At 49.1% G+C, this 14,613-nt stretch carries 13 protein-coding genes; 7 read left to right on the top strand and 6 right to left on the bottom strand.

The window, feature by feature from the left end:
- Positions 1-770: 770 nt before the first annotated feature.
- On the bottom strand, positions 771-1,892 hold the full coding sequence (locus tag LQV63_RS19700; RefSeq protein WP_233698001.1) for a flavin-containing monooxygenase: 1,122 nt from the start codon (positions 1,890-1,892) through the stop codon (positions 771-773).
- Positions 1,893-2,131: 239 nt separating this feature from the next.
- Between LQV63_RS19700 and LQV63_RS19695 the strand changes: the two genes are divergently transcribed.
- Positions 2,132-3,718, top strand: coding sequence for a peptide chain release factor 3 (locus LQV63_RS19695; protein WP_019423830.1), 1,587 nt, complete (start codon positions 2,132-2,134; stop codon positions 3,716-3,718).
- A gap of 61 nt (positions 3,719-3,779) precedes the next feature.
- On the opposite strand, the gene LQV63_RS19690 is transcribed toward LQV63_RS19695, so the two are convergent.
- The 3 genes from LQV63_RS19690 to sspI all read right to left on the bottom strand — a co-directional run bounded on the left by LQV63_RS19690 (position 3,780) and on the right by sspI (position 6,041).
- On the bottom strand, positions 3,780-4,550 hold the full coding sequence (locus tag LQV63_RS19690; protein WP_233698000.1) for a class I SAM-dependent methyltransferase: 771 nt from the start codon (positions 4,548-4,550) through the stop codon (positions 3,780-3,782).
- Positions 4,551-4,553: 3 nt separating this feature from the next.
- A complete protein-coding gene (locus LQV63_RS19685; protein WP_233697999.1) occupies positions 4,554-5,615 on the bottom strand; it encodes a MerR family transcriptional regulator in 1,062 nt (353 codons plus the stop codon).
- A gap of 198 nt (positions 5,616-5,813) precedes the next feature.
- Positions 5,814-6,041 (bottom strand): small acid-soluble spore protein SspI, encoded by a 228-nt coding sequence (gene sspI / locus LQV63_RS19680; RefSeq protein WP_019423827.1) that lies wholly within the window; start codon positions 6,039-6,041, stop codon positions 5,814-5,816.
- Positions 6,042-6,332: 291 nt separating this feature from the next.
- On the opposite strand from sspI, the gene LQV63_RS19675 reads away from it, so the two are divergent.
- The 3 genes from LQV63_RS19675 (at position 6,333) to LQV63_RS19665 (ending at position 8,575) form a co-directional block, all read left to right on the top strand.
- Complete coding sequence (locus LQV63_RS19675; protein WP_019423826.1) at positions 6,333-7,001, top strand: potassium channel family protein; 669 nt, start codon at positions 6,333-6,335, stop codon at positions 6,999-7,001.
- Positions 6,998-7,852 carry a TrmH family RNA methyltransferase gene (locus LQV63_RS19670; protein ID WP_233697998.1) on the top strand — a complete coding sequence of 285 codons (855 nt, stop codon included), beginning with the start codon at positions 6,998-7,000 and terminating at the stop codon, positions 7,850-7,852. The genes LQV63_RS19675 and LQV63_RS19670 overlap by 4 nt, the downstream gene beginning before the upstream one ends.
- Before the next feature lie 198 nt (positions 7,853-8,050).
- Positions 8,051-8,575 (top strand): GrpB family protein, encoded by a 525-nt coding sequence (locus tag LQV63_RS19665; protein WP_233697997.1) that lies wholly within the window; start codon positions 8,051-8,053, stop codon positions 8,573-8,575.
- Between the two features lie 55 nt (positions 8,576-8,630).
- On the opposite strand, the gene LQV63_RS19660 is transcribed toward LQV63_RS19665, so the two are convergent.
- The gene (locus tag LQV63_RS19660) at positions 8,631-10,169 is read right to left on the bottom strand and encodes an ABC-F family ATP-binding cassette domain-containing protein (RefSeq protein WP_019423823.1); all 1,539 of its coding nucleotides are present in this window, start codon (positions 10,167-10,169) and stop codon (positions 8,631-8,633) included.
- 459 nt (positions 10,170-10,628) lie between these two features.
- Between LQV63_RS19660 and yunB the strand changes: the two genes are divergently transcribed.
- Positions 10,629-11,630, top strand: a complete 1,002-nt coding sequence (yunB, locus tag LQV63_RS19655; protein WP_019423821.1) for a sporulation protein YunB — start codon at positions 10,629-10,631, stop codon at positions 11,628-11,630.
- 77 nt (positions 11,631-11,707) lie between these two features.
- Here yunB and LQV63_RS19650 read toward each other — a convergent pair whose 3' ends face one another.
- On the bottom strand, positions 11,708-12,826 hold the full coding sequence (locus tag LQV63_RS19650) for a M23 family metallopeptidase (RefSeq protein ID WP_233697996.1): 1,119 nt from the start codon (positions 12,824-12,826) through the stop codon (positions 11,708-11,710).
- 172 nt (positions 12,827-12,998) lie between these two features.
- Here LQV63_RS19650 and lipA point away from each other — a divergent pair, with 172 nt between their 5' ends.
- Together lipA and LQV63_RS19640 are read left to right on the top strand one after the other, a co-directional pair.
- The gene (gene lipA / locus LQV63_RS19645) at positions 12,999-13,886 is read left to right on the top strand and encodes a lipoyl synthase (RefSeq protein WP_019423819.1); all 888 of its coding nucleotides are present in this window, start codon (positions 12,999-13,001) and stop codon (positions 13,884-13,886) included.
- Between the two features lie 101 nt (positions 13,887-13,987).
- A complete protein-coding gene (locus LQV63_RS19640; RefSeq protein ID WP_233697995.1) occupies positions 13,988-14,575 on the top strand; it encodes a YutD family protein in 588 nt (195 codons plus the stop codon).
- Positions 14,576-14,613: the final 38 nt, after the last annotated feature.

Genomic DNA, 14,613 nt, shown 5'->3' with positions numbered 1-14,613 from the left:
AAGAAAATATATAGTTGGTCATGCGGGTAATGCTCCTTAGCTTCAATCTCCCATTCGATCAGAAAAGAAAATATATAGTTGGTCATGCGGGTAATGCTCCTTAGCTTCAATCTCCCATTCAGTCAGAAGAAAGAGCATGTAGTTATACGTGTAATGTCCCTTGCCTCCATTCCCCCATACAGTCCGGCTGGATAGAGGTATAAGGTATTACATGAAGTTCTATGTAGATAACAGCTAATTACAATGGTATTGAATCAGAGACGTCTTATGGGCATGCCGCGTTCTGATGGAGAGGGAGAACGAAGCAAAGGGGGTACAAGGCCTTCCTTTGCTTGCAAAGGAGAACATGTAGATGGGCATCATAGGTACAATGTCCCTTAGCCTCATTCTCCCGTAAAGTCAGAATGGATGGATAACGTCGAAGATAAGGTTCCAGTGCCGTTCCGTAAAGATATTAGTCAAGAAGTGGCCAATTACGATGGGAATGAAACTAGAGACATCTCTGGTTATGCCGTGACCTGATGGATTGGGAGAACAAAGCAAAGAGGCCTATGAAGCAAATCCCCGTCAGATTGATCGTTCCCCCGGCACGTACGGCACACTTCGTGTAATTATAAACACTGCTGTTCATAAGCAATGCTATGGATGGAAATTCTGGTTTAGGCTCATTAGCGGCGAGCGAACAGTACTTTCGATCCAAGGAAGCTGCCAGACCGGCGACCCGACTTCATGTGGCAAGGGGCAACCGCAAGCTCTGCTATCGGGCTCAATTAGAGCACTCTGTCGCTTGCAGAGAGCTCTGTGGCGAGCCGCTTGGCGTCCGGGCCCGCACCGCACAGCAGCGCAGAGCTGCGCGCATGCTGCCATGGCATGCCGATGACGTACAGCCCGTTCACGGGGGTGCGATGCCCAGTGTACATAAGCTGGCCATGTTCGTCGAACAAGGAAGGGATCTGCAGCCAACGGTTGTCATTGCGGAAGCCGGTGGCCCAGATGACGGTGGCAGGCTTGCAGCTCGACCGATCCTTGAACAGGACGGCAGTGCCTTGTTCATTAATGCCGACGGCTTCCGGCTTGAGCTGAAGCTGGTCTGAGCGAATAGCTTCCCGCAACGCATACCCGAATATAGGGTCTCCCTTGCGTCTGAGCCAACGAGCGCGTCTCCCGTCCGCTTGCGCATGGAGCAAAGTCAGCTTATCCATCCATTCGAAGGTGCTTCGGTTAAGGATATGGAGCGGGAGCTGGCGGATAGTTCCACGTAAGGCAAGGGAGGTCGGGTGAGACTTGGACAGCTCCACCGCAATGTGTGCGCCGGAGTTACCGCCGCCCACGACGAGCACCGGACCTGACGGCAGCTGTGATGGACGCTTATATTGGCTGGAATGGAGCTGCATGACGTTGTCATGCAACGATTGAGCCCAATCTGGAATATAAGGCGTACGGAACGGCCCGGTTGCGAGCACAAGTCGTCTGCAGCGAATAGGCTCGTCTTGTCCATGCAGGTATACATGGAATGTTGCGCCGCTAGCTGAAGAGGCAGCGGCAAGAGCCGGATCGTGCTCGACTCGTTCGACTTGGCTTCCGGTCCTCACAGACAACTGCCAATGCTTGGCATAATGCTCCAGATAGTCTGCGACTTCATCACCCGCAGGAAACCCATCTGGATCTCCTGCCATGGACAGCCCGGGCAGTTCGCTATATTTTCTCGGTGTGAACAATACGAGCGAATCGTATCGTTCGCGCCAATTGTCGCCAACTCGCTGGTGGCGTTCTAACAGGAGGGTGGATAGTCTGGGCTGGAGCAAGCTCAACTGCGCGCCTAAAGCAAGTCCTGCTTGCCCTGCACCGATAATGACCACATCAATTATTGGATTTGACTGAAATGTATGCATATATGCTCACCCGCTATCTAGTCTATTTTTTAATCATTATAACATTCAAAATAATGTTTGAATATATTTTTGCGGTATCAGCTCTAAAATATCTCTATACCGGTCTGCCGAAACAAAATAGTGCAGAAATAAAATATTTATAGGTTATCGCTCATGTTGTTCGCTTTCCCCATTTATGGGCTTACCTGTTTTGTGATACAATAACAGATACGTGATTTTGTGATGAGAGGGCTAAAAATATGAGCAAATCGTTATCAGAACAATTAAAGCAAGAAGTGGAGAAACGCCGCACTTTTGCGATCATTTCCCACCCTGACGCAGGTAAGACCACGCTGACAGAGAAGCTGTTGCTGTTTGGGGGCGCTATTCGCCTGGCAGGAACGGTAAAAGCTCGTAAAGCGAACAAGCACGCGACGAGCGACTGGATGGAAATCGAGAAGCAGCGGGGAATTTCCGTTACTTCTTCGGTAATGCAGTTCGATTTCAACGGACACCGGATCAACATTCTCGATACGCCGGGTCACCAAGACTTCAGTGAAGACACATACCGTACGCTTACAGCTGCGGACAGCGCCGTCATGCTTATTGACGTGGCCAAAGGGGTCGAGGCGCAAACGATTAAGCTGTTCCAAGTGTGCGCGAAGCGAGGCATCCCGATCTTTACGTTTATTAACAAGCTGGATCGGGAAGGACGGAATCCGTTCGAGCTGATGGAAGAAATCGAGCAGGTGCTCGGCATTCGTTCGGTTCCGATGAACTGGCCGATCGGTATGGGGCGCGAGCTGTGTGGCGTCTATGATCGGATGAAGAAGCAGGTGGAGCAGTTCCAAGGGGACGACCACTCTGTCATCAAAGTAGAAAAAGTCGAGGATTACCGCGATCCGGTCATTCGGGAAATGGCGGGCGATTATTTGCATGATCAATTGTGCGAAGAGCTCGAGCTGCTCGATGTGGCGGGCGATGAATTCGATTACGAGAAAGTGAAGCGTGGCGAATTGACTCCGGTCTTTTTCGGCAGTGCGATCAATAACTTCGGCGTACAGACATTTCTGGAGAACTTCCTGCAATTGGCGCCGAAGCCGGAAATCCGTCAATCGACGGAAGGGCCGGTTGATCCGACCGATGAGAAATTTACAGGCTATATTTTCAAAATTCAAGCGAATATGAATCCGGCACACCGTGACCGTATTGCTTTTTTGCGTATTTGTTCGGGCAAATTCGAACGCGGCATGAGTGTGAAGCACGTGCGCGCGGGCAAAGAGATCAAACTGGCGCAGCCGCAGCAATTTCTGGCTCAAGACCGGGATATTGTTCAGGAAGCGTTCCCGGGAGATATCATCGGCTTGTTCGACCCGGGCATCTTCCGCATCGGAGACAGTCTGAGCCAAGGTTCGGAAGTGACGTTCGACGAAATGCCGACGTTTTCTCCGGAGATTTTTGCACGGGTTACAGTTAAAAATGCTTTGAAGCATAAACAGTATCAAAAAGGTGTAGACCAACTGACGGAAGAAGGAACCATTCAAGTGTTCCATGCGACGGGCGTATTCGACGAGACGATTCTGGGCGTCGTCGGTCAGCTCCAGTTCGAGGTGTTCGAATACCGCATGAAAGCGGAGTACGGCGTTGAAGTGCAGCTTCTGCGTCTGACGTATCAATTTGCGCGTTGGGTGGCAGGGGCATCGCTCGATCCGTCGAAGTTCCGTATTAACTCGCAATTGGTGACAGATAAGAATGGAAATTATGTCGCGCTGTTCGAGAATGAATATGCGATGCGCACGGCAATGGACAAAATGCCGGATGTGACATTTTCGGAGACCGCGCCATAAACGGAGAACTGCAATACTAGAAGTGAAGCAAGACCCGCTGTTATATCAGCGGGTCTGTTTCTCATTCTTGAATCCACATGCCTGTGAAGGATGGCAGCAAGACAGTTCCATCAGCTTCTTGCCGGAGCATACGAAGCACTTCTTTGCCGAAGAACCAATCTGAGAGCGATTCAGCCTCATGGAGATTCGGAAAGCGAAAGTCAGTTTGTAGGATGGTATGACGAAAATGATATCGTTCCTCCATAGCTTCGATATAGCCGCGTAATGCGGGGAGAACTGCGGGGGCGTCGACACCGGTGCCGAGCGTTTCCCAGATGACTATGCGCCCACCCGGCCGCAGAATGCGACGGGCCTCTTCCATGATGGACGGCAGCATATTGTTCTGATGCTCGTGCTCCTCGCTGCAGGCGTAGCATATGGTCCAGCCAGCTAGCACTAAGTCGACCGAACCAGCAGCTAGAGGGAGACGATGATGCGGTGCCGTCACGGTACGCACCATATTGGCCCGCACGCTGTTATAATGTCCATCCTTCACATCACGTCGCACATTCGCTTCCAATTGTCGCAACATGGAAGCAGAGGCGTCACAGGCGGTGTATTCCGCTAACCGAGGAGCATATTGCAGCACGAGGCGTGTCAAGCGTCCTGTGCCCGCTCCAAGCTCTGCAACGCGGCCATATGCTTCCGATTGCAGAAGCTTACTGAGCGCGTGCCTCAATTCCAGCTTATCGTCTTCGCACTCGATGAGACGATCATATTGAGCTGCTTGATGCTCATAGATGGAGACATGATCGGGAACGGCAATATGGTCCGGTGCTCGCTGCGATGCCATCGTTCACACTCCTTTCTTTTTTCGCACAACAAGCAAATGCATCAAGTGATTGAGCTGAGCGGCGGTTACCTCGTAGCGCTGCTCCAACCATGAGATTAAGCGGGAGCGATCCGCAAAAAACTCGTCGTGAATCGCTTCAACGGAACACGTATCTCCCTTTGCTTCCAGATCAGCAATAAATGCTGCCCGGTGCGCTTGATCAATGAACATTAGATCGGCAACAACGAGACGCCCCTCTGAATCTAGCAGTCGTCCCATCTCTTCAAGGGCGATTTCTTTCTGTTCATCTGTCAAGTGATGGAGCGCATAGCTTGTCACGATAAAATCGAACTTCTCGTCTGCAAGCGGCAAGGCCATCATATTGCCTTGAAGGAGCCGGATGGATGGCCATTTCTCCTGACAGCGCTCCAGCATCGCTGCAGATTGATCCACCCCTGTCATCTCTGCTTCAAGGAGCAGGCAGCGCCCCGCTAAGTTGCCTGTCCCTATACCTACTTCCAGCCCGCGCTCTCCCGGCTTCGGAGCGGCTTCTTGGCATACGCGATCCAAGATCTGTTCGTAATCGGCATGTACTCTGAGCGGGTCTGTATTCACGTACACGGCGTTATCGTATTGAGTAGCCTGCGCATCGAAATTCCAGCGATCGGTCCAATCGCTGCGCAGCTTCTGATAGCGGCGTGATTGTTCGCCAATATGATGCAGTTTTTTCACAACAACCTCTCCTTTTTGGTTATGATCCATATCGAGTAAATTATCCAGTAGACCAAGCAAGCGCTTCAGCTCCGTATATTGTAAAGCAAGTACTTGACGCTTCTCTGTTAAATAAGGACGTAATGCCTCCATTTGACCGGCTTCTGCCTCATCGATACAACAACGAATGTGCTCCAAGGACAAATTGAGTTCGCGCAATGCACTGATAGTACGCAATCGGTCGATGTCTGCTTCTCGAAACACGCGATAGCCATTATCTTCTTGCTTCATAGGGGACAGCAGCCCCTTCTGTTCATAAAAACGCAGCGCCCTTGTCGTCATGCCCAACGCCGCCGCTGCTTCTTGGATTTTCATGCATTCAACTCCTTTTGCCATCATTGTACCGCTTGACGCTGCGTCAAAGTAAAGACATCTACGATAAAAATAAAAATAATAGCTTGATAACTCGTTAAACAACGGAAAAAGACACGGAATAGGCGCCGGCTGGCACGAGCCGATCCTTTTCCGTGTCTGAGGTTCATGAGTCTGCGGTAAACAAGAAAAAAGTATAGGTTATTGTGGGCCTTGTCCTTCGTGCAGCTTATGCTGCAACGTATCGACAAGTTGTTGACGCATTGTATTGTCGCTTTCTTTCCAGATCATTTCGAACAATACGCCAAGTCCAGGAAGCGCACGTTCGTCATAATCGATAGAGCCCTCGATCATTTCGATAATGTCCGCATCTGGCTTATTCGTTACTTTTTGGACGATGGCTTGACGCAAATTAAGGGTGACGGCCATTGGGTATTCCTCCTTCCTTCACGTTCCGCATGTTCGCCGGTCTGTTCGTATACATATAGCCGAAGTCCTGTTTTATCCTTTTTCTCAAAAAATGGGGGCGTGAGTCGCACAAGATGTACGCAAGACACGGTTACACTACATACAGAAGGTTACCTTGCGGCTTCGCGTATAACGTTCCCTAAGGTTTTCGTCCTCATGCATCGATTGTCAGACAGACAAATTTCAACAAACGGGATGAGCATGGTATAATAATTGCATTGATAAGTGTCGGTATATGGGGAAGGTGAGTCTATGGCTGCAAAAAAACAATTTGCAATTATTGGTATGGGGCGATTCGGTTCCAGCATTGCGCAAAGCTTAAGCAAGATGGGCTTTGAAGTGCTTGCAATCGATTCGAGCGAACAGAAAATACAAGAAGTCGTAAATATGGTGACGCATGCCGTATCCGCAGATTGTACAGATGAGGAAGCGCTTAAAGCGTTAGGTGTCCGTAATTTTGACGTTGTCGTAGTGGCCATCGGACAGGATATTCAAGCCAGTATTTTAACGACATTAATATTGAAGGATCTCGGCGTGCCGAAAATAGTGGCGAAAGCGCAAAATGAGCTGCATGGTAAAGTGTTAAGCAAAATTGGAGCCGATAAGGTAGTGTTCCCGGAACGAGACATGGGGACACGGGTAGCGCATAATCTGATTTCTCCTAATATTTTGGATTACATCGAGCTGTCGGATGACCACAGTATCATTGAAGTGCGCGCATCTTCGCTCATGGTTGGCAAGAACTTGAAGGAATTGGACATTCGCGCCAAATACGGCTGTAACGTGATGGCGATTAAAAATAATGGTAAGACAAATATTTCTCCTTATGCGGAGGATCGCATCAAAGAGGGCGATATATTGGTCATTGTTGGCCTTAACGATCATTTGCACAATCTGGAGTTGGCATATTCCGAATCATGAGAGAACAGACAATTACATCGCTGCAAAATATAAGAGTGAAGCAATGGGCTCAGTTGAAAGAGCGCAAGCATCGAAATAAGGAAGACCGGTTCATCGTAGAGGGAATCCATCTCGTGCTTGAAGCACTTCGTTCTGACGCCAACGTCGAGACGGTAGTCTACGATTTGGAAGCCGGCATTCCGCAAGAATTGATCACATATGGGCCCAGCAATATTTATAATGCTGCCTTAGGCAAGGCTCAAGACGACAGTGCTGCCCCTGTTAACGTGGAATGGATTGCGGCTACGGACGCCATTATTCGCAAATGCTGTGATACAGATACGCCCCAGCCTGTTTTTGCCGTGGTGCAGAAACGGGAGGCAGATGGGCTGCAAGCTTTGCTTGGCGCCAAGTCTGCGCTTGTCGTAGTCGTCGATGGAGTGCAGGATCCCGGCAACTTGGGAACGATTATACGAACGGCTGATGCGGTCGGGGCGGACGGCGTGGTCATAGGTAAAGGAACGGTCGATCTATACAATGCTAAGACCGTGCGTTCTACTATGGGATCGTTATTTCATCTGCCAGTTGTGGAAGGGAATTTAACGGCACTGCTGCCGGAAGCGAAAGCCTGCGGGGCGCGGCTTGTGAGCACAAGTCTGCAGGCGTCGCATTCGTGCTATAGCTACAATTATTGCGCTGCCACCTGGATCATCGTGGGGAATGAAGGTCAAGGCGTATCTGACGCGGTGCAGGCGTTGGTGGATGACACCATCATCATACCGATGCGCGGTCAAGCCGAATCGCTGAACGTCGCGATGGCGACGACCGTGCTGCTGTACGAAGCGATGCGTCAGCGTCATTATTCTAAATAAGTGCCTCATGCGGCAAAATACTGTGCGCAAACCGACACTGGCCTTAGTATAATACGTTTAGCCCCCCCAGCATGAAACGGGCTTTTTATGATAACGAAGACGGGGACAGGAGTGGGAACGAATGCTCTTGCTCCCGTTTTTTCGCTCCATCGATACCTCTTTTTTCAAAGGAATATAGGAAGGGAGAGTATGTTGATAATGGCAGAACGAACTAGAGATATCGAGGTTGTTCCTTACGATGCGGAATGGAAAGAACAATTTAATAACATTAAAGAAATGATTACCGGTTACATCGGTGATTTCATTTTGAAAATAGAGCATGTTGGCAGCACCTCTATAGAAGGATTAGCGGCTAAGCCGATTATTGATATAGACGTAGTCATTGAGAGCTACAGCGTGTTGCCTGAAATTATTGATCGTTTAGCCAAGGAAGGATTTGAACATCAAGGAAGCTTGGGAGTGGAGGGCCGGGAAGCCTTCCAAAGAACATTTGACGACGGGTATATGAAATACCACCTTTACGTATGTCCAAAAGACGGAAAAGGATACTTGGAACATATTGCATTGCGTGATTATCTTCGCGCCAATGAAGCTGCCCGCAATGATTATCAATCGTTAAAATTACAACTGGCGCAAGTTTATCGCTATGATATTGATAAATATGTCCATGCAAAAACGAAATTTATAACAGATATTTTACATAAAACAATCTATCGCCATTAAAAAACGAAAAGAAAAAGGTATCAACAGAGTGAAATCACTCCATTGATACCTTTTATTAATTATTGCACCAACCTTGCACTTGCCAGATCTGTGTTACCCAGTCTTCGTAAAAGTCCGGCTCGTGAGAAACAAGCAGAATTGTGCCTTTATATTTTTTGAGTGCCTCTTTAAGCGCATCCTTGGCACGAACATCCAGATGATTCGTCGGCTCATCCAATACAAGCACATTGCTTGCTGTCAGCATCAGCTCACATAAACGAACCTTACTCTGCTCTCCGCCGCTTAATGAGCTTAGCGGCTGCCGTATATGCTTGTCTGTGAGGCCAGACATTGCTAATGTTTGCCGAATCTCTTTTTGCGTCAAATCAGGCCGGTATGACCATAATTGTTCGAGCGCTGTGAGGGTTGAAGCGAAATCCTCTTGTGCAAAGTAAGCTGCTTGTACTCGTTCGCCTAATTGCACAGTGCCGCTTATCGGCTGCAGATGCCCTAATAATGTTTTGAGCATTGTGGATTTTCCGATTCCGTTATAGCCAACGATCGCAATTTTTTCACCGCGTTTGATTAGTAAATCAATCGGTCCGAACAGTGGCTCTGAATAGCCAATCTGTATATTTTTTGCCTCTATAATCCGGTTCACGGGATCGGTGTTTACTTGAAACATGAAACGAGGCTGTGGCCCAGATGTCGGTCTATCGATGCGGTTTATTTTCTCGAGCACCTTTTCACGGCTTTTCGCTTGCTTAGCTTTCCGATTTCGATTTTTTTGTATAAAGCTTTCCAGCCTGTCAATTTCTCTTTGCTGCCTTTCATATCCAGCTTGAATCTGTTGTTTGCTTTGTTCGTAGCTGCTGAGAAATGCTTCATAATTCCCTGTATACCGCTTGAGCGTTAGATGCTCTAAATGGTAGATCACAGTTGTAATTTCATTTAAAAATCGTTCGTCATGCGACACAACAAGGTAAGCATGTTCGTAGCTTTTTAAATATCCGATAAGCCAATCAATGTGCGAGTCGTCCAAAAAGTTTGTCGGTTCATCAAGCAACAGCACATGCGGCTCTTCTAATAGCAGCTTACCTAATAACAGCTTCGTACGCTGGCCTCCGCTAAGCTTCTCCACATCGCGGTCTTTGCCTAGCTCTAAAATGCCCAATCCGGCAGCAATTTCTTCTATTTTCGCATCAATCTGATAAAAATCAGAATGCTCCAGTTTATTTTGCAGCTCACCATACTGTGCCAGCCATCGTTCGAGTTCATCATCCGCTTCAGCCATTTTCTCTGCGATTTGCAGCATGCTTTGTTCTATCTCATACAGATGAGCAAAGGCGCTTCGCAAATATTGCATAATGGTAGTACCCGGCTTCAAATCAATGTGCTGCTGCAAAAAGCCAATGTTAACATGAGGATGCCATTCCATCGTCCCTGCATCAGGCAGCAGTTCTCCAGTCAAAATGCGCAGCAGTGTCGATTTGCCAGCTCCGTTGCTTCCGACGAGTCCGGCGTGCTCTCCTGGAAGCAATCGAAAACTGATATCTTGAAATATTTTTTTATCGCCGTACATATGGGTAACTTGTTCAACAGTTAATATACTCATTTTATTCTCTCCTTTTCGCTTCACGTTCAAAGCCAACCGAGAGAACAGCATCTTAAAGATCGTATTCAATTTGTAACATTCAAAATAAACAAAAAATGGGTAAGGTGAACGCACACCTTACCCATTACAAAGCTATCTTGTAAGAAAGGAATATGGTTCTTTATCTACTGTTCTTCGGTTGGCTTAGATGAAAAATGGGCAGATCTCTCCCGTGCTAAGCCAAATTCCGTTTTAGAACAGTTGATAAAATCATCATTTCCTTTCCACCTCATTAGAAATTTATAGTTATACGTTAGCAAGTATACGTAGCTGCCAGCTGTTATGTCAAGATAGTTTGGGTTCCCCGACAAGCTCACGGTCCATGGACAGGACCGTTCTTCTTTTTTTGTGGCTGTCCGCATACACTGGGAACGTACAGACTGCTCATTTCAAGCCGAGCCAGAAGGGGGGGGATATGATTTGAGCAGATGGCGGCCAGGATGGCGCTCGGGATTTCGTACGCGCAGATGGCAGCTGCCCCAAATATCGTTCAGCAAAAGGCGCGCTTCCGGATGGCGTTCAACAGGCTGGCGCAAAGGTGTCCGCCCGTTGGGAAGCGGAAACGCGAACACCGCGCTGCAGTGGCAAAATCGGCCGGCTAAGCCGCGCCGCAAGCGGAGGCTATTCTTTATTGCGCTCGTAATATTTGTGCTGCTGTCGGTGCAAATGTTCGTCTATGTGGATAAAAATGTACGGGGGCCGTTAATGCATCTTGCGAAAATACGGGTGAAGCAAATTGCGACGCAGGCGATTAACAAAGCGATAACCGAGCAGGTGATGCGGGGCAGAGAGCTCAATAAATTAATCGAATGGAAGACGGATTCACGCGGCAAGGTGACCAGTGTCGCCTTAAACTACAATGAGCAAATGCGAATTACGGCTGATACGGTCGATGTCGTTCAGTCGACGCTGAATCAAGCGAATGAGCTCAAGGATCATATTCCGGTCGGTCAAGCGTTGGGCAGTCCGCTGATCGCATCGTTCGGGCCGCGCATTCCGGTGCGGATGGAGCCGCAAGGAGCAGCGAAGGTCGAGCTTAATACCCGTCCTATGGACGTCGGCATCAATATGGTAATCATTGAAGTCTATATAAAAGTAGTGGAGGAAGTGGCGATTGTCATTCCATTCGATTTGGAGCCTGAGGTGGTGGAGACGGAAATCCCGATTTCCTATCTGCTCGTCGTAGGCGATGTGCCGATGTATTATTATGACGGCAAAGGACAACCGGTTGGCACTAACCGTGAGAAGGCGCCTGCGCTGTCATTGCCGATGCAGTCCTCGCCAGGGGGGGCGATAGGCACATCTGTGCCTCAGGACGGCGTCAGCGTTCCTTCACAGACAGAGACGCATACAGAGCCTTCACAGCCAGTTGAGGCAAATACAGAGCCATCTGTGCCTGTGCAAGGACAGGGACACGAGTAAAGTGAAGGAAGCAGCCCAGAGGCCGCTTCTTTCGTTTCAATTCTCGTGCGCCAGCGCATTTATGGCTGCATGCGGCACTACTTTTTTATCTCTTTTGCAGGTTTAGCAGTAGAATCTTGCTTCACTTTTTTCGGCTGTTTCAGCTTTCGCTTGTCCGCTTGCTCCCATTGATGCAGCAGCGGGTACGGATCGAACGCGTATTCCACCAGCCCCCGATCTCGGTAGACGCCATAATGCAAATGCGGCGGGAACTTGCCTGATGTCCCCGGCTTGCCATACCCTGAGCTTCCGACCCACCCGATCGTTTGCCCTGGAGTGACAATATCACCGATTTTAATATTCTTCTCATAGCCGGATAGGTGGGCGTAGTAGTGATACAGGTTGTTCAAATCGCGGATTCCAATTCGCCAACCGCCGTAACGGTTCCAGCCTTTCACCTCAACAATGCCGTAGCAGGTGCTGCGCACGGGCACTCCATAACCAGCAAATATATCGGTGCCTTCGTGAATTCTGAATCCGCCGTAATGCCGTCCCATGCCCCAAGTGCTGCGGTATGAATAGGTGGACTTTACTGGCAGCGGGAAAGCGTGTTCGAACAGCTGCAGTTGGTCAAAATGTTCATAGATGCGTGCGAATTGTTTCACCCGCTGCACTGCTCTGGGATTGGAATAATAATTCCATAAACCCCTGCCGAAGTCGTCCTCGTGCGGCCCGTAAGACCCAATTAATGAAGCGACACTGTACAGCAGGTCGGTATCGTTGTTAGCATCGGCACGTTCATCTCCTGAACCGTCGCGCCCAACCCCTTTGAACAATGAGATCGATTTCGGATTTTGATCTTCAATATCCGGGTTCATGAGGCCTACCCATTTCGGGGGCTCGACGAAAACGCCGGTTAACCGTTTTGGATGCTCTCGTTTTTTTTGATTGGCCTTCGTCAATGTTCGTTCGTATTGATCGATAGCCGCCAGACGATACCAGGGTATACCGGTGACCACGCTCATTTTTTCATATAAGTCTCGTCGTTCCCTCCATACCTCGCCACCTGAATCGGCTGTTGCAGGCAACTCATCTGCAAAGGTGCGCACCGACATTTCGTTACGGCCCAAGGAATGCGCTGGCGATGCGCCAAGCGGTGAGCTAAAGCAAATCGATAAGGCAAGACTTGCAAGCAATACAGATGCAACTTGTCTCATACGACATTTTCCTCCTTCTTCCATATCCGAAAGGAATGATTTAATGTTAGAATGTGCGTTGATAGCCTTTTTATCCAAGGCGATGGACACGCAGGTATGGATTTTTGAGGGTTCATGGTATAATACTGAATTAGGTCAAGGTTAAGCGAACAGAGAAGGAAGGGTACACTTCATGAAAACGATAGAGCAGAAACCAGACTGGATACGCATCAAACTGACCACGGGAGAGAATTACACCGAGATTAAAGATATGATGCGCTCCAAGACGCTGCATACGGTATGTGAGGAGGCGCGTTGTCCGAACATATACGAGTGCTGGGCTAATCGCACGGCAACGTTCATGATTTTGGGTGATATTTGTACGCGTGCTTGTCGCTTCTGTGCAGTGAATACTGGTATGCCGACTGAATTGGACTTGCAAGAGCCAGAACGTGTGGCTGAAGCCGCTGAACGCATGGGCTTACGGCATTGCGTCGTTACTTCCGTCGCCAGAGATGATCTGCAAGACGGAGGAGCTTCTATCTTTGCGGAGACGATTCGCGCGGTTCGCCGCCGGATGCCATTGTGCAGTGTAGAAGTGCTTATCCCCGACTTCATGGGAAATTGGGATGCGCTCCGTATCGTGATGGACGCCAAACCAGATATTTTGAACCACAATGTGGAAACAGTAGAACGGATGTCAGATCGTGTGCGGGCCAAGGCGAAGTACGAGCGCACTCTAGAATTGCTGAAGCAAGCGAAGGCGATGCAGCCGCAAATTCCAACAAAATCAAGCATTATGCTTGGTGTTGGTGAAGAGTGGGATGAAATATTGCAGACGATGGACGATTTGCGTGCCGTAGATTGTAATATTTTGACGATTGGACAATATTTGCAGCCGACTAAGAAACATTTGAATGTTGAAAAATATTATCGTCCGGAGCAATTTGCAGAGTTGAAGGACGAAGGATTGAAGCGCGGATTCAGCCATGTCGAATCAGGACCGCTTGTACGCAGCTCCTACCATGCGCATGAACAAGTGAAATCTGCTCATCAGACGATGGCTTTATCCCAAGCCTAGGCATATCGCAAGCCGCGGCATGTGGACCCGGGGTCAAGAGGCAGCGCGCTCATCCGTTCGTGCTTGAGCCTGTCATCGACGGGGAAGGGGGAATCACGGACGTGATTCAAGTTGGAGGCAGAACGTACGAAGTAATTCAAGAACACAAAGATGCATGGAATCCGGAGGCGTTCCGAAGCCGGTATAGCGAAGTGTTGGAACGGTATGATTACATACTGGGCGATTGGGGTTACAGTCAGCTTCGCTTAAAAGGCTTCTTTAGGGACAATCATCCGAAGTCCACTAAAGAATCGGGCGTATCCAGCATGATGGATTATATTAATGAATATTGCAACTTCGGCTGTGCTTACTTCATTCTTGAGAAGGTCAGCAACAAAGATGCGCGCTTGCGTTCGGGTACTGACCAAGGGGATGAAGCGGAGCAGGAAGGCGCAGCTGCATTGGAAGATACCGGTGAAGAAGCGGCGCCGCAAGCGAAGCAAGGCATATCATTGCAGCCGAAGACGGCCGCCAACGAAACTTCAGCCGAGCAGACTCCAAAACCAGCCTCGTCGGAGCGCAAACCGCGTCAGCATCGCAATCGCCACAAGCATAGCGGTAAGGGCTCTGCAGCGCCGAATGCGCACGCACAACAGCGCAGCTCAGCGGAGTCGAAAGAGCCGCGTGAAGCGAAGGAAGTTCGTTCATAACCCATTCATCAACAAGCCTTGCCGAGCGGAAATTTGGA

It is taken from the genome of Paenibacillus profundus (assembly GCF_021369635.1).
Classification (GTDB): domain Bacteria; phylum Bacillota; class Bacilli; order Paenibacillales; family Paenibacillaceae; genus Paenibacillus_B; species Paenibacillus_B profundus.
This window is presented reverse-complemented; position numbering and strand designations above follow the sequence as displayed.